We start from the raw sequence: 22,414 nt of genomic DNA on the forward strand, positions 1-22,414 counted from the left end.
GGTGCGATGAGTTTTCCCCGCCGGGGGAGTCTCCTCGTCGTCCGTCGTCTTCTCGTCGACCACACAGGAGGAACAGCCGTGGACCAGTTGCTCAGAGTCCAGAACTTCATGGTCTCGTCCGACGGGTTCGGCACCGGTGAGGGCCAGAGCCTCGAGCGGCCGTTCGGGCACGCGGATCCCGGGGAGATGTTCTCCTGGGCGGGGGCCACGGCGAGCTGGCCGAACCGCACCGACCCCGGGGGCAGCCGCGGGCTCGACGACTACTTCACCCGGGACTTCGCACGGAACATCGGGGCCGAGATCATGGGCCGCAACAAGTTCGGTCCGCAGCGCGGGCCCTGGCGGGACGAGGAGTGGCGCGGCTGGTGGGGGGACGAGCCGCCGTTCCACACGCCCGTGTTCGTGCTGACCCACCATCCGCGCCCGTCGTTCACGCTCTCCGACACCACGTTCCACTTCGTCGACGCCGACCCCGCCACGGCGCTCGGGATGGCGCGGGAGGCGGCGCGGGGCAAGGACGTCCGGCTCGGTGGCGGAGCGACCACCATCCGGGAGTTCCTCGACGCCGACCTGGTCGACACCCTGCACGTCGCGGTGTCGCCGGTGAAGCTCGGGGCGGGGGTGAAGCTCTGGGACTCGCCCGACGAGCTGCTCGACCGCTTCCACCGCGACGTCGTGCCCAGCCCGGGCGGCACCGTCACGCACCACCTGTACTGGCGGAAGTGACGGCCGGCCCGCACCGGCCGCACGCCCGCCGGGCCGCCCGCCGGCAGGCGCGGGCGGCCCGGCGGCCCTGTGCGGGAGGCGGTTACTTCCCGAGGCGTTCCAGTGCCTCCGGGGCCTCGTCGATCGAGTCCACCAGGGCGATCCGGGCCGCCATCGGGCGGTCGGCGGCGAGGGCCTCCAGGAGGGGCCAGACCGGGAGGCGGGTGGTCCAGTGGGAGCGGTCCACCAGGACCATCGGGGTCGGCGCGCCCCGGGACCCGTAGTAGTTCGGGGTCGCGTCGTCGAAGATCTCCTGGACCGTGCCCGCCGCGCCCGGCAGGAAGACGACGCCCGCCGTCGAGCGGGCGAGGAGCCCGTCCTCACGGGTGGCGTTGGCGAAGTACTTGGCGATGCGGCCGGCGAAGGGGTTCGGCGGCTCGTGGCCGTAGAACCAGGTGGGGATGCCGACCGAGTCCCCGCCGCCCGGCCACCGGGCCCGGACCGCGAAGGCGGCGCGGGCCCAGTCCGTCACCGAGGGGGTGAAGGAGGGGACCCGGGCGAGCAGGTCGAGCGAGGAGGCGAGGGCCGCGTCGTCGAAGGGGGCGAGGTACGCGCCGAGGTTCGCCGCCTCCATCGCGCCCGGTCCGCCGCCGGTCGCCACGGTCAGCCCGGCGCGGGCCAGGGTCCTGCCGAGCCGGGCCGCACCCGCGTACGCCTCCGTGCCCCGGCCCGTCGCGTGCCCGCCCATGACGCCGACGACCCGGGACCCTTCGAGGAGTTCGTCGAGGGCGTCGGAGACGGCGTCGTCGTGCAGGGAGCGGAGCATCGAGGAGAGGATGTCGCCGTCGGCCCTGGTCCGGCCGAACCAGGCGTACGTACGCGCGTCCGGCGTCCCCTGGTACCCGGCGTCGGCGATCCCCTCGAAGAGCTCCTCGGGCGTGTAGAGCCGTGCCCGGTAGGGGTCGAAGGGCAGTTCGGGGACGGGCGGGAAGACGAGGGCCCCGTCGGCGCGGACCTTGGCGGCGGCCTCCGGCTCCATGGGGCAGCCGAGGAAGACGGCGTCGGTGCCGACGGCGGTGAGCAGGGCGAAGGTCCGGTCGGTGAGGTCGACCGACTGGATCCGCCGGCCGGCGAGCGAGCCGGGCCGGGCGAGCGCCGCGTCGAACTCGGCGAGGGTGTGGATCTCGCGGCCGTGCCCGCGCGGTCCGGGCGGGCGGTGTGCCGGGGGGAGCGTCGCCATGGGCCCACGATAGGGGCCGCCGCGGGGGGCGGCCCCTGGGGGGTGCCTTGCCGGCCGGGCCGGGTTCAGCCCTTCAGCGGCAGGGCGGCCAGTTCCGCGACCGCCCAGGTCAGCGGGAGGAAGACGGCGAGCAGCGCGCCGGCGCGCAGCAGGGCCGCCGTGCGCAGGACGGTGGGTGGGGCGCCGATGCGCAGGAGCGCCTCGGTGGTGTGGGCGCGGCCCTGCCGGGACTCCAGCGCGGCGGTCAGGAGGGTGGCGGTGGTGCAGGCCAGGATCAGGGCCGCGCCGAGGCCGGTGAGCGGGCCGAAGGCCTCGGAGCCCCCGTCCGCCGCGTACAGCTCCGCCGCCGCGAGGGTTCCGGAGAGCACCGCGCTGACCACCCCGAGCGGTCGGCCGATGCGGCGGGACTCGTCCATCAGGACGCGGCCCGCGAGCAGCCGGGCGGCGCCGGGCCGGACGGCCTGGAGGAGCCGCCCGCAGCCGTGCGCGATGCCCGGGCCGGCCAGGGCGAGGCCCGCGGCGGTGAGGACCCAGCCGGCGAGGACGCCCGCGGGGTTGCCGTCGAAGCCTCCCGGCAGCGGGAGGCCGCTCCCGGAACCGCTCCGGCTCGCGTACGTCTCGACCGCGAGGCCGACCGCGACCAGGGCGACCCCCCAGGGCAGTCCGGACGGCGTCGTCCTCTCGGCGCCCTCCGGCGCGGCGGGCGCGGTGCGGGGCCGCAGCGCCAGGCCGGCCGCCGTGGCGGCGGCGACCGGCAGGACGGCGAGCAGGGTGAGGGCGGCCGCGAGGGGGACCGGCTGGTCGGCGGCGAGGAGCCCGGCGGCCGCCCCGTCGAAGGGCAGGCCCGTGATGTCGCCGCGCAGGTGCAGGTAGAACAGGAGCGCGACCGTGGAGCCGAGCGTGCAGGCGACGGCCGTCGAGGCGGCGGCGATCGCCGTGAGCCGGGCGGGGCCGAGGCCGACGGCGGAGAGCCCGGGGCGCGGCCGGGTGCTGGGGTCGGTGCGGGCCACGGCGACGGCGAACTGGACGGTGGCGGCGAGCGGCAGGGCGCACCAGAGCAGCCGCAGCACGGAGGCCGAGGACCGGTCGGGGTGCCCGACGGCGTATCCGAGGGTGCAGAGCAGGAGGAAGCCCACCCCCGCGGCCGCGGCGGCGACGAGGAGCCGGCGCGTCAGGACGAGGGGGTGGGTCCCGCGGGCTAGACGGAGAGCGAGCACGCCGCGACGCCCTCCGCCCCTGACGCCGGGGGTACGGCGGCGACCCTGCGTCCGTCGAGGAGGGTGACGGCACGGTCGGCGAGCGCCGCGACCTCGCCGTCGTGGGTGGCGAGGAGCACGGTGATGTCGTGCGAGCGGGCCGCGGCCGTGAGGGTGCGCAGGACCTGCGCGCCGTCGGCCCGGTGCAGGGTGGCGGTCGGTTCGTCGGCGAAGAGGACCGACGGGGTGGTGACCAGGGCGCGGGCGATCGCGATGCGCTGGCGCTGGGACTGGGTGAGGGCGTGCGGCCGCTTGCGGGCGCAGCCGCCGATGTCGAGGCGCTCCAGCCACTCCAGGGCGGCGGTCTTCGCGGCCCGGTGGGAGGTTCCGCGGAGCAGCAGCGGCAGGGCGGCGTTCTCCCAGCCGGTGAGCTCGGGGACGAGGCCGGGCTCGGGGTCGATCCAGCCGAAGCGGTCGCGCCGGAGCCGTTCGCGCTGGGCGGGGCCCAGGGTGTGCACGGGGCCGCTGTTGAACCAGACCTCGCCCTCCTGGGCGACGAGCTGGCCGGAGAGGCAGCGCAGGAGGGTGGTCTTGCCGCTGCCGCGGGGGCCGACGACGGCGAGGATCTCGCCCTCGCGGACGCCGAGGGAGACGCCGCTGAGCGCCTCCGAACCGCCCAGGGAGCAGTGCAGGGAACGCGCCCAGAGCACGTCGTTGTCCGGTGGGGCCATCGCGTACACCTCGATGATCGGATCCGATACTCGCTGAGGGCCTGTCCTGCGGATCAGGCCCTGCCCCCGTCCGGGGGAACGAAGGGACGGGCCTGTCGGTCACTCGGCACCGTAAGGATCCATATCCGGTTGTACGGACAGCACACGGCCCGGGCCGCCGCCATCCACTCGGATGGCGGCACGCCCGGGCCGTGGGGTCACGCCGTGAGGGCGGCGTGATGCTCGCTGTCGATCAGAGCTTCGTCCACGCCTCGGTGAGGGTGGCGCGGAGGATCTGCTCGATCTCGTCGAACGTGGACTGGTCGGCGATCAGCGGCGGGGCCAGCTGGATGACCGGGTCGCCACGGTCGTCGGCGCGGCAGTACAGACCGTTGTCGTACAGCGCCTTGGAGAGGAAGCCGTACAGGACGCGCTCCACCTCGTCGTCGTTGAAGGACTCCTTGGTGACCTTGTCCTTGACGAGCTCGATGCCGTAGAAGAAGCCGTTGCCGCGGACGTCGCCGACGATCGGCAGGTCGTGCAGCTTCTGCAGCGTCGAGAAGAAGTTGCCCTCCTGGTCCAGCACGTGCTGGTTCAGGCCCTCCTTGTCGAAGATGTCGAGGTTCGCCAGGGCCACGGCCGAGGAGACCGGGTGGCCGCCGAAGGTGTAGCCGTGCAGGAAGGTGTTGTCGCCCTTGTAGAACGGCTCCGCGATGCGGTCCGAGACGATGCAGGCGCCGATCGGGGAGTAGCCCGAGGTCATGCCCTTGGCGCAGGTGATCATGTCCGGCACGTAGCCGAACTTGTCACAGGCGAACATCGTGCCGAGGCGGCCGAAGGCACAGATCGTCTCGTCCGAGACGAGCAGCACGTCGTACTGGTCGCAGATCTCGCGGACGCGCTGGAAGTAGCCGGGCGGCGGCGGGAAGCAGCCGCCGGCGTTCTGCACCGGCTCCAGGAAGACGGCCGCGACGGTGTCGGGGCCCTCGAAGAGGATCTGCTGCTCGATCTGGTCGGCGGCCCAGCGGCCGAAGGCCTCGGGGTCGTCGCCGTGGATCGGGGCGCGGTAGATGTTGGTGTTCGGCACCTTGTGCGCGCCGGGGACCAGCGGCTCGAAGGGGGCCTTGAGGGCCGGCAGGCCGGTGATGGACAGGGCGCCCTGCGGGGTGCCGTGGTAGGCGACCGCACGCGAGATGACCTTGTACTTGGTGTGCTTGCCCTGCAGCTTGAAGTACTGCTTGGCGAGCTTCCAGGCGGTCTCGACGGCCTCGCCGCCACCGGTGGTGAAGAAGACCTTGTTGAGGTCGCCCGGCGCGTAGTTCGCGAGGCGCTCGGCGAGCTCGACGGCCTTGGGGTGCGCGTACGACCACACGGGGAAGAACGCGAGCTCCTGGGCCTGCTTGTACGCGACCTCGGCCAGCTCCTGGCGGCCGTGTCCGGCGTTGACCACGAAGAGACCCGCGAGACCGTCGAGGTAGCGCTTGCCCTTGTCGTCGAAGATGTAGGTGCCCTCACCACGCACGATGGTGGGAACGGGCGAGTTCTCGTACGACGACATGCGGGTGAAGTGCATCCACAGGTGGTCGTACGCGGTCTTGGAGAGGTCCTGGGTCACGGTTATCGAGTTCCCCACATATAGGTCTGCTTCTTGAGCTTGAGGTAGACGAAGCTCTCGGTGGAGCGCACGCCGGGAAGGGTGCGGATGCGCTTGTTGATCACATCCAGCAGGTGATCGTCGTCCTCGCAGACGATCTCCACCATCAGATCGAAGGAGCCCGCGGTCATCACCACGTACTCGCACTCGGCCATGGCCGTCAGTGCCTCCGCGACCGGATCCAGGTCACCCTCGACGTTGATGCCGACCATCGCCTGCCGTCGGAACCCCACGGTGAGGGGGTCGGTGACGGCGACGATCTGCATGACGCCCTGGTCGAGCAGCTTCTGGACGCGCTGTCTCACGGCCGCTTCGGAGAGGCCGACGGCCTTTCCGATGGCGGCGTAGGGACGGCGACCGTCCTCCTGGAGCTGCTTGATGATCGCCAGGGAGACGGCGTCGATCGTCGGGGACGAACCGGTTCCGGTTCTGGAGTCTGTGCTTCGACTGGCCACGCCTTCACTGTGCACCGAGATTGTCAGTCGTGCAAGCCCGGACTGATGAAATTCGTTGTGAAGAGCTCCGGATCTCACCGAATCCGAAGTTGAGGGGGGTCAGGGCTGTTGAAAGCGTCAGTGAAGCGATTAGGCTGGGGTGTCTCGCCCATCGGGACACCGCACAAGGATGTGCGAAGACAGAACGTGACAGGAGGGGTGGCAAGTGACCACCGAGCTGCGCCGGCTGCGTAACTACATCAACGGGGAGTTCCGCGACGCGGCCGACGGCCGCACCATCGACGTGGTCAACCCGGCCACCGGCGAGGTGTACGCCACCTCCCCGCTTTCCGGGCAGGCCGACGTCGACGCCGCCATGGAGGCCGCCGCGGCCGCCTTCCCCGCCTGGCGTGACAGCACGCCGTCCGAGCGCCAGAAGGTGCTCCTCAAGATCGCGGACGCCTTCGAGGAGCGCGCCGAGGAGCTCATCGCCGCCGAGGTCGAGAACACCGGCAAGCCGGTCGCCCTCACCGCCAGCGAAGAGATCCCGCCGATGGTGGACCAGATCCGCTTCTTCGCCGGTGCCGCCCGGCTGCTCGAGGGCCGCTCGGCCGGCGAGTACATGGAGGGCATGACCTCCATCGTCCGCCGCGAGCCGGTCGGCGTCTGCGCGCAGGTCGCGCCGTGGAACTACCCGATGATGATGGCCGTGTGGAAGTTCGCCCCGGCGCTCGCCGCGGGCAACACCGTCGTCCTCAAGCCCTCGGACACGACCCCCGCGTCGACCGTCCTGATGGCCGAGATCATCGGTCAGATCGTCCCCAAGGGCGTCTTCAACGTCGTCTGCGGCGACCGCGAGACGGGCAAGGCCATGGTCGAGCACCCGACCCCGGCGATGGCCTCCATCACCGGCTCGGTCCGCGCCGGCATGCAGGTCGCCGAGTCGGCGGCCAAGGACGTCAAGCGCGTCCACCTGGAGCTGGGCGGCAAGGCCCCGGTCGTCGTCTTCGAGGACACCGACATCGACAAGGCCGTCGAGGACATCTCGGTCGCCGGCTTCTTCAACGCCGGCCAGGACTGCACGGCCGCGACCCGCGTCCTCGTGCACGAGGCCATCCACGACGAGTTCGTCGCCGCCCTCGCCAAGGCCGCCGCCGAGACGAAGACCGGCCAGCCGGACGACGAGGACGTGCTGTACGGCCCGCTCAACAACGCCAACCAGCTGAAGCAGGTCGCCGGCTTCATCGACCGCCTCCCGGCCCACGCCAAGGTCGAGGCCGGCGGTCACCGCGTCGGCGACAAGGGCTACTTCTACGCCCCGACCGTCGTCTCCGGCCTCAAGCAGGACGACGAGATCGTGCAGAACGAGGTCTTCGGCCCGGTCATCACCGTCCAGTCCTTCACGGACGAGGCCCAGGCCCTGGAGTTCGCGAACGGCGTCGAGTACGCCCTCGCCTCCTCCGTCTGGACCAAGGACCACGCGCGCGCGATGCGCATGTCCAAGTCCCTCGACTTCGGCTGCGTGTGGATCAACACCCACATCCCGCTCGTCGCCGAGATGCCCCACGGCGGCTACAAGAAGTCCGGCTACGGCAAGGACCTCTCCGCCTACGGCTTCGAGGACTACACGCGCATCAAGCACGTCATGACCTCCCTGGGCTGATCCCGCCCCGGACCCCGCGCGGCCCCGACACCTTGATCGACAGGGTGTCGGGGCCGCGCGCCGTCGCTCGACGGACCGTCCATTGCCGCAGGTCGCGGTGGGCCGGAATGCTGCTGGGGTGAGAGCGACAGCCAGGAAACACATGTCCCGCCGGTCCCTGCTGCGCGGCATCGGCGGTGCCGGGGCCGGGGCCCTGCTCGCCGGGTGCGGGGTCCCCGCCGCCTACGTCGAGGAGGGCGACCGGGCCGGCCGGGACCTCTCGGCGCGCGACCGGACGCTCGACTTCGCCAACTGGCCGCTGTACATCGACACCGATGACGACGACACGTCGAAGCGGCCGACCCTCGACGCCTTCCGGAAGCGGACCGGGATCTCCGTCCGGTACACCGAGGAGATCAACGACAACGACGAGTTCTTCGGCAAGATCAGTCCGTCCCTGATGAACCACCAGGAGACCGGGCGCGATCTGATCGTCGTCAGCGACTGGATGGCCGCCCGCTTCGTCCGCCTCGGCTGGGTCCAGGAGATGGACCGCGCCGCCCAGCCGAACGTCGCGCAGCACCTCGACCCGCAGCTGAACTCGCCCGCCTTCGACCCCGGCCGGCTGCACAGCGTGCCCTGGCAGTCCGGGATCACCGGCATCGCGTACAACCGGAAGAAGCTCGGCCGGGAGCTGCGCTCCACCGAGGAGCTGTGGGCCGACGACCTGCGCGGCAAGGTCACCCTGCTGTCCGGGCTCGACGAGTCCTTCGCCCTGCTGATGCTGGGCAGGGGCGTCGACGTGACCAAGTGGACCGGCGACGACTTCCACGGCCTGTGCGAGCAGATCGAGGGGCTCGTCCGGAAGAAGCACGTCCGGCGCTTCACCGGGAACGACTACATCAAGGACCTGTCCACCGGCGACGTCCTCGCCTGTCAGGCGTACTCCGGCGACGTCATCCAGCTCCAGGCCGACAACCCGGACATCGAGTTCGTCGTCCCCGAGGAGGGCGCCGAACTGTGGGCCGAGTCCCTCATGGTGCCCAACCTCGCCCGGCACAAGTCCAACGCCGAGAAGCTCGTCGACTACTACTACGAGCCCGAGGTCGCCGCCGGACTCGCCGCCTGGGTCAACTACGTCTGCCCCGTGCCGGCCGCGCGGGACGTCCTCGCGGACTCCGGCGACGAGGAGCTCGTGGCGCTCGCCGAGGACCCGCTGATCTTCCCGGACGCCGACATGCGCGGCCGGCTCGCCATCGCCCGGGACATCAGCACCGAGGAGCGCCAGGAGTTCGCGAAGCGGTGGAACGCGATCGTCGGACTGTGAACCCCCCTTCTTGAACGCGCTCAAAAAATATCGCCCCTGAGTTCTGAACGCGTTCAAGAAGGGCGTACGCTGGCCCCATGAGCGACACGAACGGGCCGAGAGCCCTTCTCCGGCACATCCGCGTCTGGCTGATCGTCTTCGTCGTCTGCCTGGTCCTGAGCGGGGCCACCGCCTTCCCGCTCGTCACCGAACTCCGCCTCCTCGACTCCGCCCTGGCCGGCTGGGCCTCGCCCGTGGCCGACCTGTTCCCGGGCCTCGCCGAGTGGATCCACCGGGTGCGGGAGGGGGTCGCCGCCGCCGACCGGCAGGCCCCGTACCTGCTCTACGGCACCGACTGGCTCGCCTTCGCCCACCTCGTCATCGCGGTCGCCTTCCACGGCCCCTACCGCGACCCCGTCCGCAACGTCTGGGTCGTCGAGTTCGGCATGATCGCCTGCGCCGGCATCATCCCGCTGGCCCTGATCTGCGGGCCGATCCGGGACATCCCCTTCTGGTGGTCGGTCGTCGACATGTCGTTCGGCGTCATCGGCGTCCTGCCGCTGCTCCACGTCCGCCGGATGATCAAGAGACTGGAGGCGCTCACTCCGACGGCGTACCGAATGTCGCCAGCATGAGGCGCAGGGCCGTCGGATTCATGTCCTGGCCCTTGGCGTCGGTGGAGTTGACGCTGTAGACGAGCGTGCGGGCGCCGTCGCGGGTCGAGGCGACGGCCGTGTTGTACCCCCAGCGGCCACCCGTCTTGCCCCACACCTCCCGGCCGCCGAGCCGCTTCATCGACAGGCCGACGGAGTACGCGGCCGGGTGGCCGGTCCCGAGGTCGGGGACCTTCGGGAGCGTGAACATCTCCTCCAGGAGCGGACCGCGCACCACACCTCCCGCGAACAGGACGCGGATGAAGCGCTCCAGGTCGGCGGTGGTCGAGACGAGGTCCCCCGCCGCCCAGCCGTCCGTCGTCCCCCACACCGAGACGTCCCGCAGGCCCGTCGTGCCGTCGTCGAGCCTCATCGTCTGGTAGCCGTGGTTGTACGGGCCGGTGATCTCCGGGTCCGCGCCCGGGAAGTACGTGTCCCGCAGCCCCAGCGGCCGCAGGATCCGCCGCTCCACCTGGTGCTCGTACGAGTCGCCCGTGACCCGCTCCACGATCAGGGCCGCGATCGTGTACCCGATGTTCAGGTAGTGCTGCTTCGTGCCCGGCCGGAACTCGCGCGGCTGCGCCGTCGCCGAGCGGACCATCTCCTCCGGGGTGTGGACGACGAAGCGGTTCGCGTACCACTCCTCGACCGTCTCGCCCGGCATGTCGGCGGCCGGGATGCCGTGGGTGTGGTTCAGGAGCTGACGCACGGTCACCCGGGCGTAGTGCCCGGGGATCAGGTCCGGGAGGTACGCGCGGGCCGGCCGGTCCAGATCGATCCGGCCCTCCGCGGCCAGTTGGAGGACGGTCGTCGCCGTGAACACCTTCGTCACCGAACCGGCCCGGAAGCGGGCGGCCGGGTCCGCCGGGGCGTTCGTCCCCAGGTCGTGCACGCCCGCGCTGCCCCGCCAGGAGCCCTCGGTGCCGCCGATCCGGACCAGCGCGGCCGTCGCGTCGGCGCGGGGGAGGCCCGCGATCACCGCCGACAGGTCGGGCGCCGAGGCCCGCGCGGCGGACCGGGACGTGACGGCGAAGGCGGGGGTGAGCGCGGGGCCGGCGGCGACGCCCAGGACCAGGGCGGCGGCGATCAGGGCGCGGGTGGACTTCCGCATGGTCAACTCCGGTGGTGTGAGACGTTGTTCTCGACGGCTCCATCCTGCTGACCGGCGGCGACCGGCGGATCGCCCGCACCGGCGGTCCTCGGCGGGTCAGTTCCTCCCCGGCGCGGGGGAGGGACCGGTGCCCGCGCCTCCCCCGGGCGGGGGAGAGCCCGCCGCGACCAGACCCGTCTCGTACGCGCAGATCACCGCCTGGATGCGGTCCCGCAGCCCCAGTTTGGCCAGCACGTTGCCCACGTGCGTCTTCACCGTGTGGTCGCTGACCACCAGCTCCGCCGCGATCTCCGCGTTCGACAGACCCCGGGCGAGCAGCAGCAGGGTCTCGCGCTCCCGCGCGGTGAGGACGCCGAGCCGGGGATCGGTCCTGCGCGGCCCGCCCGCCGTGTACTGCTCCACGAGCCGCCGCGCCACGGACGGGGCGAGGAGCGAGTCGCCCGCCGCCACCACCCGCACCGCGTGCACGAGGTCGTCCCGCCGCACGTCCTTGAGGAGGAAACCGCTCGCGCCCGCGTGCAGCGCCTCGTACACGTACGCGTCGGTGTCGAAGGTCGTCAGCATCACCGTCCGGCAGCCGGACTCCGCGCCGATCGCCCGGCAGGCCTCGATGCCGTCCGTCCGGGGCATCCGGATGTCGAGCAGCGCCACGTCCGGCGCCAGCCGCCGCACCGCCTCGACGGCCTCCGCCCCGTCCCCGGCCTCCGCCACCACCTCGATGTCCGGCTGCGCGTCCAGGATCATCGCGAAGCCGCTGCGCACCAGTTCCTGGTCGTCCGCGACCACCACCCGGATCGTCATGTCCCCACCTCCGTACGCGGCACGGGCAGCAGGACCCGCACCTCGAATCCCCGGCCGCCCGGACCCGGGCCCGTCTCCGCCGTCCCGCCGTGCGCGGCGGCCCGCTCCCGGACGCCCGTCAGACCGTGCCCGCCCGGACCGCCCTGCGGGCCGCGCCCGTCGTCGGTCACCGTGACCCGCAGGACGCCGTCGGCGTGGGCGAGCCGCACGTCGACCGTGCGGGCCCGCGCGTGCTTCACCACGTTCGTCAGCGCCTCCTGCACGATCCGGTAGACGCTCGCCCCGGTGGCCGCGGGCAGCGCCCGCACCCCGCCCTCTGTCGCGTACCCGACGGCCAGACCGCCGGCCCGCACCCGCTCCAGGAGTCCGGGGAGGTCCGCCAGGTCCGGCTGCGGCTCCCGCGGGGCCGTCGTCTCGCCGCCCTCGCGCAGCAGTCCCAGCATCCATCGCAGTTGGACCATCGCCTCCCGGCCCGTCTCCGAGATCGCCTCGAACGCGGCCTCCGCCCGCTCCGGCGCGGCCCGCACCGCGACCGGGCCCGCCTCCGCCTGGACCACCATCAGGCTCACCGCGTGCGACAGGACGTCGTGCATCTCCCGCGCGATCCTGGCCCGTTCCCGCGCCGCGGCCCGCTCGGCCTCCACCCGCTGCGCCCGCTGCCGGGCGTCCGTGAGCCGGCCGAAGACGTAGGCGGCGCCGAACACGAAGAGGGAGAAGGTGAGCTCGCGGGCCGACTGGGTGTTGAGCCACACCGAGACCGGCACCGCCACCACCAGCAGCCCCGCCGTCGCGAGCCGCTTCCACCCCGGCGACAGCGCGGCGATCGTGTAGACGCCGACGAGCCCGGTGTACGGCAGCGGCTGCCCGGGTCCCTCCAGGGCCAGCCTGTACAGCGCGCTCGCCGCCAGGATCGCCAGCAGGACGGCGAGCGGGGCGCGCCGCCGCCAGACCAGCGGCACCACGGTCAGCGTCGTCAGGCCGTACGCCGGCCAGGTCGCCGGTTCGAGCTCGGGCCCGCGCGGCACCACGAACGGCATCGTCATCGCCGCCTGCACCAGCAGCGCGATCCCGGTGTCCACCGCCCACGGGTTCGCCGCGGCCCAGGTCCGCGCCCGTTCCCACCCGCCGCGCACGTCCCCCCGTACGCCCATTACGGCTTGCGGCCCACCGCGCCGAACTGCGCCACCACGTGCGCCTCCCCGGAGGAGGGCCGCCAGCGGGAGCAGGAGACGATGCCCGGCTCCAGGAGGTCGAGGCCGTCGAAGAAGGAGGCGAACTCCTGGCGGGTGCGGGCGGTGATCGGCGGGGTCGCGTTCTCGTTCCAGAAGGCCATCGCGGCCTTGTTGCCCTCGCCGCCGAGCTCCGGCTCCAGCGTCGGGTGGGTCATCACCAGATGGCTGCCGGAGGGCACGGCGGCCATCAGGGTCCGCACGATCGACCGGGCCTCGTCGGTGTCCAGGACGAAGTTGAGGATGCCGAGCATCATCACCGCGACCGGGCGGGACGGGTCCAGGGTGCCGGCGGCCGCCGCGACGATCCGCTCCGGGTCGTGGGCGTCGGCGTCCACGTACTCGGTGACGCCCTCCGGCGCACTGGTCAGGAGCGCGCGGGCGTGCGTCAGGACGATCGGGTCGTTGTCGACGTAGACGATCCGGGCGTCCGGGGCGATCCGCTGCGCCACCTCGTGGGTGTTGTCCGCGGTCGGCAGGCCCGTGCCGATGTCCAGGAACTGGCGGACGCCCGCCTCGGCCGCCAGGTGGGTCACCACCCGCCCGAGGAACGCCCGGTCCGCGCGCGCCACTTCGCCGATGCTCGGGTAGAAGCCGGTGACGGTGTCGCCGACCGCGCGGTCCACCGGGTAGTTGTCCTTGCCGCCCAGCCAGTAGTTCCACACCCGGGCGTTGTGGGCGATGTCGGTCCTGATCCGGTCGTTCACGCGCGAGCCTTTCGCAACAGGGCGGCGAGGGTGTCGACCCGATTCGTGGTGATCGCGTCGACCCCGGTCAAGATCAGCTTACGCATGGTGCGCGCGGTGTCCGCCGTCCAGGTCGAGACGAGCAGCCCGTCTCGGTGGACCCGCTCGGCCAGCTCCCGACTTACCAGCCCGAAGCGGTAGTTCAGCCACCGCGGTCGTACGGCGTCGAGCAGCACCGGCCGGGGCGGGGCGAGCGTGGTCCAGGTCAGGGCGATCTCGGCGGCCGGATCGGCGGCCCGCACCTGGAGCATGGCGACGGCGCCCGCGCAGTAGTAGACGCGCTCCCCGGCCCCGCACTCGCGGACCGTGCCGACGATCCGGCGGACCGACTCCTCGTTCCCGCCCGGCAGGTCCAGCATCAGCCGGCGGTCCCCGGCGACGAGCAGCGCGTCGCGGAGGGTCGGCACCTCGCCGCGCGTCAGCTCGCGCAGCCGCTCGTGCGTGAGGCCGGCGAGCGGCCGGTCGTGGCCCCACAGGCGCTTCAGGGTGTCGTCGTGGAGCAGGACGGGCACCCCGTCCTTCGTCAGCCGGACGTCGACCTCGACGGCGTCCGCCCCCCGCTCGATCGCCGAGACGATCGAGGGGAGCGTGTTCTCACGGACGCGGTACGGGTCGCCGCGATGGCCTACGACAGTGACGGAGCGCATGGCCCCATTCTCGTCACCGTCAGCGCGCCAGCCAGTCGTTCGTGTACGTGTCGATCTCGGCGGCGATCCGGGCCTTGCCGGCCGCGTCGAGGAACGAGGCCTCCACCGCGTTCTTGGCGAGGGCGGCGACACCGCGCTCGTCGAGGCCGAGGAGACGGGCGGCGACGGCGTACTCGGTGTTGAGGTCCGTGCCGAACATCGGCGGGTCGTCGCTGTTGATCGTGACGAGGACCCCGGCGTCGACGAACCGCCGGATCGGGTGCTCCTCCAGGGTGGCGACGGCCCGGGTCGCGATGTTCGACGTCGGGCAGACCTCCAGGGCGATGCGGTGCTCGGCGAGGTGGGCGAGCAGCTCGGGGTCCTGGGCGGAGCTGGTGCCGTGACCGATGCGCTCGGCGCCCAGCTCGCGGATCGCGTCCCAGACGGTCTCCGGGCCGGTCGTCTCGCCCGCGTGCGGGACGGAGTGCAGTCCGGCCGCGCGGGCCAGGTCGAAGAACGGCTTGAACTGCGGGCGCGGCACGCCGATCTCCGGGCCGCCGAGACCGAAGGAGACCAGGCCCTCCGGGCGCAGCCCGTCGGTGGTGGCGAGCCGTGCGGTCTCCTCGGCGGAGACGAGGCCGGCCTCGCCGGGGATGTCGAAGCACCAGCGCAGGACCGTGCCGAACTCGGCCTCGGCGGACTTGCGGGCGTCCTCGATCGCCGCCATGAAGGCGCGCTCGTCGATGCCGCGGCGGGTGGAGGAGTACGGGGTGATGGTCAGCTCGGCGTAGCGGATGTTCTGCCGGGCCATGTCACGGGCGATCTCGAAGGTGAGCAGCCGGACGTCCTCCGGGGTGCGGACCAGGTCGACGACCGACAGGTAGACGTCGATGAAGTGCGCGAAGTCCGTGAACGTGAAGTAGTCGACGAGTGCCTCCGGGTCCGTGGGGACCTTGGAGTCCGGGTGCCGGGCCGCGAGCTCGGCGACGATCCGGGGCGAGGCGGAGCCGACGTGGTGGACGTGCAGCTCGGCCTTGGGGAGCCCCGCGATGAAGGGGTGGAGATCGGTCATCCGATCATCGTAGGCCGGGCTGATCCCTCGCAGGGGCGAGGCCGTAGCATGACGTGACCACGATGGGGGAGGCCCATGTCTGACAATCGAGACCAGTCGCGGGGCGGGTACGACCCGACCGACCCGTGGGCTCCGCCGAACCGCGACGGGGTGGAACTGAGCAAGCCGGCGACGCCGTCGCCCCCGCCGGTGCACGACCAGCCGACCATGACGTCCTTCCCGGCCGCGCCGGGCGGCCCCGGCGGGGACGTCCCGCCGCCCCCGGTCGCCCCCGGCGGCCCGGCGGCCACGCCCGGGTACGGCTACCCGGCGGCCGCGCCACCGGCCGGTGGCTACGGCTACCCGGCGGCGGCCCCGACCCCGGCGCCGTCCCCGGCCACGTCGGGCTACGGATACCCCTACGGCTCGGGGTACGCGCAGCCCGGCTGGCAGCAGGCCCCGTCCAACGGCATGGGCACGACCGCGATGGTGCTCGGCATCATCGCCGTCGCGGGCTTCTGCATGTACGGCCTCGGGGTGATCCTGGGCATCCTGGCGCTGATCTTCGGCGTCATCGGCCTGAAGAAGGCCGGCCGGGGCGAGGCGACGAACCGGGGCATGGCGCTCGCGGGCGTCGTGCTCGGCTCGATCGGCATCCTGGTCAGCGCCGTCTTCCTGGGCTTCATGATCTGGGCGATCTCCCAGGACTCCTCGTCCTTCGACGACTCGTCCGACGAGGACCCGTTCGCGTCGAGCCTCGTCGTCGAGAGCGGCCGCTGACGCCCGTACGGACAGAGGGCCCCGCACCTCCCCGAGGGGGTGCGGGGCCCCTGCGCGTCTCAGGCGGTCCGCAGCCGCTCCCGCGCCTCCATCAGGGCGAAGCCCAGCAGGTTGAGGCCGCGCCAGCGGGCCGGGTCGTGGGCGCGGGGGTCGTCGGCGGCGAGCCCGATGCCCCAGACGCGGTCCAGCGGGCTGGCCTCCACCAGGACGCGCCCGCCCGTGCCGAGCAGGTACGCGCGCAGGGCCCCGTCCGAGGAGAACTTGTGGACGCTGCCCTCCACGACGATCCCGAAGCGCTCCCGCTCCCAGACGGCGTCGTCGAAGCCGCGCACCAGCCGGCCGGCCTTCTTGGCCTCCGCCGGGGTGGGGGCGGCCAGCGCGGCCCGCTCGGCGTCCGGGTCCCGGAAGAGGCGGGCCTTGGCGGCCATCATCCAGTGCTCGGCCGTCGCGTAGGCCACGCCGTCGACCACGAAGGGCGCCGGCCACCACTGGCTCAGACAGCTCGCCGACAGGCGCCCGTCGGGGTGCGGACGGTGCCCCCAGAAGTGCAGCCATTTCACTCGGTCACCCCTGGTGACCTGCTGTGTCAGCTCTTCGATCTTGGTCATACACGCGAGTCTGGCATCCGCCACGGACACTCCGTACGGAGATTTTCCGGCCCTCTCGACACATGGTCGACCGATTCCGTCGCGTAACCAAAAGGCAACAACGGAATCACTTGTTGGACCACTATCCCCATGTCAGGATCGGCACTCAAATCGAGCTGGGACAACGGAGAGCGTCATGACCAACCGCTTCCAGGTGACGGACCGCTTCGCGGACGGCGCGCAGTACATCGGCGGAAGGCTCCGCGCCGGAACCTCGGATCGGGAACACAGCGTGATCGACCCGGCGACGGGCAAGAGCGTGTACACGTACGCGCTCGCCTCCACCGCCGACGTGGACGAGGCCGTCGCCGCCGCCAAGGCCGCCTTCCCGGGCTGGGCGGGAGCCACCCCGGGCGAGCGCTCCGACGCGCTGCACCGCCTCGCCGGGGTCCTCGCCGAGTGGGCGGAGGACATCGCGGCGGTCGAGTCCCTCCAGTGCGGCAAGCCGCTCAAGCTCACCACCGAGTTCGACGTGCCGGGCACGATCGACAACGCGGCCTTCTTCGCGGGGGCCGCCCGCCACCTCCAGGGCCAGTCGGCCGCCGAGTACAGCGGCGACCACACCTCGTACATCCGGCGCGAGCCCCTCGGCGTCGTCGGCTCCATCGCCCCCTGGAACTACCCGCTCCAGATGGCCGCCTGGAAGATCCTCCCGGCGATCGCCGCCGGCAACACGATCGTTCTGAAGCCGGCCGAGCTCACCCCGCTGACCTCCCTGATGTTCGCGCAGGCCGCGAAGGAGGCCGGCATCCCCGACGGTGTGATCAACATCGTCAGCGGCTCCGGGCGGGTCGTCGGCGAGCACCTCGTCGGTCACCCCGACGTCGTCATGACCTCCTTCACCGGCTCCACCCCGGTCGGCAAGCGCGTCGCCGAGGTCGCCACCGCCACCGTGAAGCGGCTCCACCTCGAACTCGGCGGCAAGGCCCCGTTCCTCGTCTTCGACGACGCCGACCTGGAGGCCGCCGCCCACGGCGCCGTCGCCGCCTCCCTCATCAACAGCGGCCAGGACTGCACCGCCGCCACGCGCGCGTACGTCCAGCGACCGCTCTTCGACGCCTTCGTCGCCCGGGTCGCCGAGCTCATGGAGACCGTCGTCGTCGGCGACCCCTTCGCGCCGGGCACCGACCTCGGCCCGCTCGTCAGCCACCGCCACCGCGACAGCGTCGCCGGCTTCGTCGAGCGCGCCCGCGGCTACGCCACGGTCGTCACCGGTGGCGAAGCCCCTGGTGGAGAGCTCGAGAACGGCGCATACTACCGTCCCACCCTGATCACCGGCGCCGCTCAGGACAGCGAGGTCGTGCAGTCGGAGATCTTCGGCCCGGTCCTGGTGGCCCTGCCCTTCGACGGCGACGACGAGGGCATCCGGCTCGCCAACGACACCCCCTACGGCCTTGCCGCCTCCGCGTGGAGCCGTGACGTCTACCGGGCCAACCGTGCCACGCGGGAGATCAAGGCGGGATGCGTGTGGGTCAACGACCACATCCCGATCATCAGCGAGATGCCCCACGGCGGCACCAAGGCCTCCGGCTACGGAAAGGACATGTCGGCGTACTCCTTCGAGGAGTACACGCAGGTCAAGCACGTGATGTTCGACAACACCGCGGTGGCGGCGAAGGACTGGCACCGCACGATCTTCGGGGACCGATAGCAATCAGCCGCCCGACCAGCGGCCCACCCATCCCGAAAGGGCACAGCGCATGGAGCAGTACGAGCCCGACACCCTGTCCGCCGCGCAGCTGGCGGCGATACGGCGCAGCATGACGAGCGGCCGGGGCGCCCTCAGCCGCCGTTCGATGCTGCGCGCGGGCGGCGTCGGCGCGCTCACGGTCGGCGGCCTCGCCGGCCTGAGCGCCTGTGGCATCCCGCCGGCCAAGCGGGAGGGCCAGGGTCCCGCCTCCACCGACGCCTCGGCCAAGGAGAAGACCGTCGCCTTCTCCAACTGGACCGAGTACATGGACGTCAGCGAGGACGAGAAGTCCCGCCCGACCCTGGAGGCGTTCGCCCGGCGCACCGGGATCAAGGTCAAGTACACCGAGGACATCAACGACAACGTCGAGTTCTTCGGCAAGATCAAGCCGCAGCTCGCGGCCGGCCAGGACACCGGCCGCGACCTGATCTGCGTCACCGACTGGCTCGCCGCCCGCATCATCCGGCTCGGCTGGGCGCAGAAGCTCGACCCGGCGAACCTGCCCCACGCGTACGCGAACCTCTCCGCCCAGTTCCGCAGCCCCGACTGGGACCCGGGCCGGTCCTACTCGTACCCCTGGACGGGCATCTCGACCGTCATCGCCTACAACGTCAAGGCGACCGGCGGCAAGAAGGTCGACTCGGTCACCCAGCTCCTCGACGACCCCTCGCTCAAGGGCCGGGTCGGCTTCCTCACCGAGATGCGCGACTCCGTCGGCATGACCCTGCTCGACATGGGCAAGGACCCGGGGAACTTCACGGACGCCGACTACGACGCGGCGATCGGACGCCTCCAGAAGGGCGTCGACAAGAAGCAGATCCGCCGCTTCACCGGCAACGACTACACCTCCGACCTGGACAAGGGCGACATCGCGGCCTGCCTCGCCTGGGCCGGCGACATCATCCAGCTCCAGGCGGACAACCCGGACATCGAGTACACCATCCCGTCCGCCGGTTACATCACGTCCAGCGACAACCTGCTCGTCCCCGCGCAGGCCCGGCACAAGACGAACGCCGAGAAGCTCATCGACTACTACTACGAGCTTCCGGCCGCCGCCCGGCTCGCCGCGTACATCAACTACGTCTGCCCCGTCGACGGGGTGAAGGAAGAGCTCTCCAAGATCGACCCCGAGCTCGCGAACAACACGCTGATCCTCCCGGACAAGGCCATGGCCAAGAAGTCGCACGCCTTCCGCTCGCTCAGCAGCGCGGAGGAGACGGCGTACGAGGAGAAGTTCGCCAAGCTCATCGGCGCCTGAGTCCGGCCTCGTCCACCTCTCTCACTCCCCGGGACCACAACCCATGACTGACAAGACTGCTCACACCGGAAAGAACACTGGCGGCGGCGACGTCCGTCTCACCGGGATCAGCAAGTCGTACGGCTCGTTTACCGCCGTCCACCCGCTGGACCTGACCGTCCCGCAGGGCTCCTTCTTCGCCCTGCTCGGCGCCTCCGGCTGCGGCAAGACCACCACGCTGCGCATGATCGCCGGCCTGGAGGACCCGAGCACCGGCACCGTCTTCCTCGGCGACAAGGACGTCACCGACCTCCCGCCCTACAAGCGGCCGGTCAACACCGTCTTCCAGTCCTACGCGCTCTTCCCGCACATGGACATCTCCGAGAACATCGCCTTCGGCCTGCGCCGCCGCGGCATCAAGTCGGTGAAGAAGCAGGTCGACGACATGCTGGAGCTCGTCCAGCTCGGCGACAAGGCCCACCACAAGCCCCACCAGCTCTCCGGCGGCCAGCAGCAGCGCGTCGCCGTGGCCCGCGCCCTCATCAACCACCCGCAGGTCCTCCTCCTCGACGAGCCGCTCGGCGCCCTCGACCTCAAGCTGCGCCGTCAGATGCAGCTGGAGCTCAAGCGGATCCAGACCGAGGTCGGCATCACCTTCGTGCACGTCACCCACGACCAGGAGGAGGCCATGACGATGGCCGACCAGGTCGCGGTGATGAACGGCGGCCGGGTCGAGCAGCTCGGCGCCCCCGCCGACCTGTACGAGAACCCGAAGACCACCTTCGTCGCCAACTTCCTCGGCACCTCGAACCTGATCGAGGCCGAGGTCCTGGAGACCGGCTCCGAAGTGGTCGTCACGGCGGGCGGCGGCAAGCTCCGCCTCCCCGGCGACCGCTGTACCTCCGCCGTCCACCGGGGCGGCCAGGTGCTCGTGGGCGTCCGCCCCGAGAAGATCTCGCTCGCGCACGCCGACGACGCGGGCACGATCGCCGAGGGCCGCAACCGGGTGACCGGCCGGATCGCCGACTCCTCCTTCATCGGCGTCTCCACCCAGTACGTGGTGAACTCGCCGGCGGGCGCGGAGCTCCAGGTGTACGAGCAGAACATCGAGAGGGACGCGCGCCTGCGCCCCGGCGCCGAGGTCGTCCTGCACTGGAACCCGGCCCACACCTTCGGCCTCGACGCGACGCAGGCCATCGACGCGGGCGTGGAGACGGTGGAGGACGCCGGATGAGCGCCACCCTGACGAAGACCGCGCCCCCGACGGAGGAACCGGTTCTGCGCAAGCCCTCCACCCGCAAGCGGCTCGTCCCGTACTGGCTGCTGCTGCCCGGCATCATCTGGCTGCTCGTCTTCTTCGCGCTGCCGATGGTCTACCAGGCCTCGACCTCGGTGCAGACCGGCTCCCTGGAGAAGGGCTTCGAGGTCACCTGGCACTTCCAGACCTACTGGGACGCCTTCCAGGAGTACTGGCCGCAGTTCGTCCGCTCCCTGCTGTACGCCGGGACCGCGACCCTGCTCTGCTTGCTGCTCGGCTACCCGCTCGCGTACCTCATCGCCTTCAAGGCCGGCCGGTGGCGCAACCTGCTCCTCGTCCTCGTCATCGCACCGTTCTTCACCAGCTTCCTCATCCGCACGCTCGCGTGGAAGACGATCCTGGCCGACGACAGCGTCGTGGTCGACGCGCTGAACGCCCTGCACTTCCTGGACGTCACCAGCTGGCTCGGCTGGACCGAGGGCGACCGCGTCCTCGCCACCCCGATGGCGGTGGTCACCGGTCTCACGTACAACTTCCTGCCCTTCATGATCCTGCCCCTCTACACCTCCCTGGAGCGGATCGACGGCCGGCTGCACGAGGCCGCGCAGGACCTGTACGCCTCCCCGTCGACCACCTTCCGCAAGGTGACCTTCCCGCTGTCGATGCCCGGCGTCGTCTCCGGCACCCTGCTCACCTTCATCCCGGCGAGCGGCGACTACGTCAACGCCGAACTGCTCGGCTCGACCGACACCAAGATGGTCGGAAACGTCATCCAGTCGCAGTTCCTGCGGGTGCTCGACTACCCGACGGCCGCCGCGCTCTCCTTCATCCTCATGGCGATCGTGCTGGGCATGGTCACCGTGTACATCCGCCGCGCCGGAACGGAGGACCTGGTCTGATGCGCTGGATCCGCAAGAACCTCGTCGTCGTCGCGGGCCTGCTGACGCTCGCGTACATGATCCTGCCCAACCTCGTCGTGATGGCGTTCTCCTTCAACAGGCCGAAGGGGCGCTTCAACTACTCCTGGCAGGAGTTCTCGCTCGACGCCTGGAAGGACCCCTGCGGGGTCGCCGACATGTGCGAGTCGCTCTCGCTCTCGCTCCAGCTCGCCGCCTGGGCGACGCTCGGAGCGGTCCTCCTCGGCACGATGATCGCCTTCGCGCTGGTCCGCTACCGCTTCCGGGCGCGCGGCGCGATCAACTCGCTGATCTTCCTGCCGATGGCGATGCCCGAGGTCGTCATGGCCGCCTCCCTGCTCACGCTCTTCCTCAACATGGGGATCGAGCTGGGCTTCTGGACGGTCCTGATCGCCCACATCATGTTCTGTCTGTCGTTCGTCGTGACGGCGGTCAAGGCCCGGGTCATGTCCATGGACCCGCGCCTGGAGGAGGCCGCGCGCGACCTCTACGCGGGACCGACGCAGACCTTCCTGCGGGTGACCCTGCCGATCGCCGCGCCCGGCATCGCGGCCGGCGCGCTGCTCGCCTTCGCGCTCTCGTTCGACGACTTCATCATCACCAACTTCAACGCGGGCTCCACCGTCACCTTCCCCATGTTCGTCTGGGGCTCGGCGCAGCGCGGAACCCCCGTTCAGATCAACGTCATCGGCACCGCGATGTTCGTCCTCGCGGTACTGATGGTCATGGCCGGGCAGATCATCACGAACCGGCGCAAGAAGACAGCAACAGCCTGAGCGGA

At 71.5% G+C, this 22,414-nt stretch carries 22 protein-coding genes; 10 read left to right on the forward strand and 12 right to left on the reverse strand.

Annotation, left to right across the window (positions count from 1 at the left end; all coding sequences use genetic code 11):
* Positions 1 to 78: 78 nt before the first annotated feature.
* Positions 79 to 726, forward strand: coding sequence for a dihydrofolate reductase family protein (locus ACZ66Z_RS26775; protein ID WP_469937906.1), 648 nt, complete (start codon positions 79 to 81; stop codon positions 724 to 726).
* Positions 727 to 808: 82 nt separating this feature from the next.
* On the opposite strand, the gene ACZ66Z_RS26780 is transcribed toward ACZ66Z_RS26775, so the two are convergent.
* From ACZ66Z_RS26780 to ACZ66Z_RS26800, 5 genes are all read right to left on the reverse strand, one after another.
* Positions 809 to 1,945, reverse strand: a complete 1,137-nt coding sequence (locus ACZ66Z_RS26780) for an LOG family protein (RefSeq protein WP_469937907.1) — start codon at positions 1,943 to 1,945, stop codon at positions 809 to 811.
* Positions 1,946 to 2,010: 65 nt separating this feature from the next.
* Positions 2,011 to 3,162 (reverse strand): hypothetical protein, encoded by a 1,152-nt coding sequence (locus tag ACZ66Z_RS26785; protein WP_469937908.1) that lies wholly within the window; start codon positions 3,160 to 3,162, stop codon positions 2,011 to 2,013.
* Positions 3,144 to 3,872: an ABC transporter ATP-binding protein gene (locus ACZ66Z_RS26790; RefSeq protein ID WP_469937909.1), complete on the reverse strand. Its 729-nt coding sequence runs from the start codon at positions 3,870 to 3,872 to the stop codon at positions 3,144 to 3,146. Before ACZ66Z_RS26790 ends, ACZ66Z_RS26785 begins: the two co-directional genes overlap by 19 nt.
* A gap of 232 nt (positions 3,873 to 4,104) precedes the next feature.
* Positions 4,105 to 5,484, reverse strand: coding sequence for an aspartate aminotransferase family protein (locus ACZ66Z_RS26795; protein WP_469937910.1), 1,380 nt, complete (start codon positions 5,482 to 5,484; stop codon positions 4,105 to 4,107).
* Positions 5,469 to 5,975: an Lrp/AsnC family transcriptional regulator gene (locus tag ACZ66Z_RS26800; RefSeq protein ID WP_469937911.1), complete on the reverse strand. Its 507-nt coding sequence runs from the start codon at positions 5,973 to 5,975 to the stop codon at positions 5,469 to 5,471. The genes ACZ66Z_RS26795 and ACZ66Z_RS26800 overlap by 16 nt, the downstream gene beginning before the upstream one ends.
* A 190-nt stretch (positions 5,976 to 6,165) precedes the next feature.
* Between ACZ66Z_RS26800 and ACZ66Z_RS26805 the strand changes: the two genes are divergently transcribed.
* The 3 genes from ACZ66Z_RS26805 to ACZ66Z_RS26815 all read left to right on the forward strand — a co-directional run bounded on the left by ACZ66Z_RS26805 (position 6,166) and on the right by ACZ66Z_RS26815 (position 9,522).
* Positions 6,166 to 7,602 carry a gamma-aminobutyraldehyde dehydrogenase gene (locus ACZ66Z_RS26805; RefSeq protein WP_469937912.1) on the forward strand — a complete coding sequence of 479 codons (1,437 nt, stop codon included), beginning with the start codon at positions 6,166 to 6,168 and terminating at the stop codon, positions 7,600 to 7,602.
* 142 nt (positions 7,603 to 7,744) lie between these two features.
* Positions 7,745 to 8,908 carry a polyamine ABC transporter substrate-binding protein gene (locus ACZ66Z_RS26810; protein ID WP_469937913.1) on the forward strand — a complete coding sequence of 388 codons (1,164 nt, stop codon included), beginning with the start codon at positions 7,745 to 7,747 and terminating at the stop codon, positions 8,906 to 8,908.
* Positions 8,909 to 8,985: 77 nt separating this feature from the next.
* Positions 8,986 to 9,522 carry a hypothetical protein gene (locus tag ACZ66Z_RS26815; protein WP_469937914.1) on the forward strand — a complete coding sequence of 179 codons (537 nt, stop codon included), beginning with the start codon at positions 8,986 to 8,988 and terminating at the stop codon, positions 9,520 to 9,522.
* On the opposite strand, the gene ACZ66Z_RS26820 is transcribed toward ACZ66Z_RS26815, so the two are convergent.
* From ACZ66Z_RS26820 to ACZ66Z_RS26845, 6 genes are all read right to left on the reverse strand, one after another.
* Complete coding sequence (locus tag ACZ66Z_RS26820) at positions 9,488 to 10,651, reverse strand: serine hydrolase domain-containing protein (protein ID WP_469937915.1); 1,164 nt, start codon at positions 10,649 to 10,651, stop codon at positions 9,488 to 9,490. The genes ACZ66Z_RS26815 and ACZ66Z_RS26820 overlap by 35 nt on opposite strands.
* 96 nt (positions 10,652 to 10,747) lie before the next feature.
* Entirely contained in the window at positions 10,748 to 11,452 is a 705-nt protein-coding gene (locus ACZ66Z_RS26825; RefSeq protein ID WP_469937916.1) for a response regulator, read from the reverse strand.
* On the reverse strand, positions 11,449 to 12,603 hold the full coding sequence (locus tag ACZ66Z_RS26830) for a sensor histidine kinase (protein ID WP_469937917.1): 1,155 nt from the start codon (positions 12,601 to 12,603) through the stop codon (positions 11,449 to 11,451). Before ACZ66Z_RS26830 ends, ACZ66Z_RS26825 begins: the two co-directional genes overlap by 4 nt.
* The gene (locus ACZ66Z_RS26835; protein WP_469937918.1) at positions 12,603 to 13,388 is read right to left on the reverse strand and encodes an SAM-dependent methyltransferase; all 786 of its coding nucleotides are present in this window, start codon (positions 13,386 to 13,388) and stop codon (positions 12,603 to 12,605) included. The genes ACZ66Z_RS26830 and ACZ66Z_RS26835 overlap by 1 nt, the downstream gene beginning before the upstream one ends.
* Complete coding sequence (locus ACZ66Z_RS26840) at positions 13,385 to 14,074, reverse strand: glycerophosphodiester phosphodiesterase (protein ID WP_469937919.1); 690 nt, start codon at positions 14,072 to 14,074, stop codon at positions 13,385 to 13,387. The genes ACZ66Z_RS26835 and ACZ66Z_RS26840 overlap by 4 nt, the downstream gene beginning before the upstream one ends.
* A 19-nt stretch (positions 14,075 to 14,093) precedes the next feature.
* A complete protein-coding gene (locus ACZ66Z_RS26845; protein WP_469937920.1) occupies positions 14,094 to 15,125 on the reverse strand; it encodes an adenosine deaminase in 1,032 nt (343 codons plus the stop codon).
* A 75-nt stretch (positions 15,126 to 15,200) separates the two neighbouring features.
* Here ACZ66Z_RS26845 and ACZ66Z_RS26850 point away from each other — a divergent pair, with 75 nt between their 5' ends.
* Complete coding sequence (locus ACZ66Z_RS26850; RefSeq protein WP_469937921.1) at positions 15,201 to 15,884, forward strand: DUF4190 domain-containing protein; 684 nt, start codon at positions 15,201 to 15,203, stop codon at positions 15,882 to 15,884.
* A 59-nt stretch (positions 15,885 to 15,943) separates the two neighbouring features.
* On the opposite strand, the gene ACZ66Z_RS26855 is transcribed toward ACZ66Z_RS26850, so the two are convergent.
* On the reverse strand, positions 15,944 to 16,492 hold the full coding sequence (locus ACZ66Z_RS26855) for an NADAR family protein (RefSeq protein WP_469937922.1): 549 nt from the start codon (positions 16,490 to 16,492) through the stop codon (positions 15,944 to 15,946).
* 175 nt (positions 16,493 to 16,667) lie between these two features.
* On the opposite strand from ACZ66Z_RS26855, the gene ACZ66Z_RS26860 reads away from it, so the two are divergent.
* The 5 genes from ACZ66Z_RS26860 to ACZ66Z_RS26880 are packed head-to-tail and all read left to right on the forward strand — an operon-like array spanning position 16,668 to position 22,409.
* On the forward strand, positions 16,668 to 18,182 hold the full coding sequence (locus ACZ66Z_RS26860; protein ID WP_469937923.1) for a gamma-aminobutyraldehyde dehydrogenase: 1,515 nt from the start codon (positions 16,668 to 16,670) through the stop codon (positions 18,180 to 18,182).
* 49 nt (positions 18,183 to 18,231) lie between these two features.
* Positions 18,232 to 19,479 carry an ABC transporter substrate-binding protein gene (locus ACZ66Z_RS26865; RefSeq protein WP_469937924.1) on the forward strand — a complete coding sequence of 416 codons (1,248 nt, stop codon included), beginning with the start codon at positions 18,232 to 18,234 and terminating at the stop codon, positions 19,477 to 19,479.
* A 43-nt stretch (positions 19,480 to 19,522) separates the two neighbouring features.
* Positions 19,523 to 20,692: an ABC transporter ATP-binding protein gene (locus ACZ66Z_RS26870; RefSeq protein ID WP_469937925.1), complete on the forward strand. Its 1,170-nt coding sequence runs from the start codon at positions 19,523 to 19,525 to the stop codon at positions 20,690 to 20,692.
* Positions 20,689 to 21,615 (forward strand): ABC transporter permease, encoded by a 927-nt coding sequence (locus ACZ66Z_RS26875; RefSeq protein WP_469937926.1) that lies wholly within the window; start codon positions 20,689 to 20,691, stop codon positions 21,613 to 21,615. Before ACZ66Z_RS26870 ends, ACZ66Z_RS26875 begins: the two co-directional genes overlap by 4 nt.
* Entirely contained in the window at positions 21,615 to 22,409 is a 795-nt protein-coding gene (locus ACZ66Z_RS26880) for an ABC transporter permease (protein WP_469937927.1), read from the forward strand. The genes ACZ66Z_RS26875 and ACZ66Z_RS26880 overlap by 1 nt, the downstream gene beginning before the upstream one ends.
* Positions 22,410 to 22,414: the final 5 nt, after the last annotated feature.

The sequence above is a fragment of the Streptomyces sp. NPDC107498 genome (assembly GCF_055582805.1).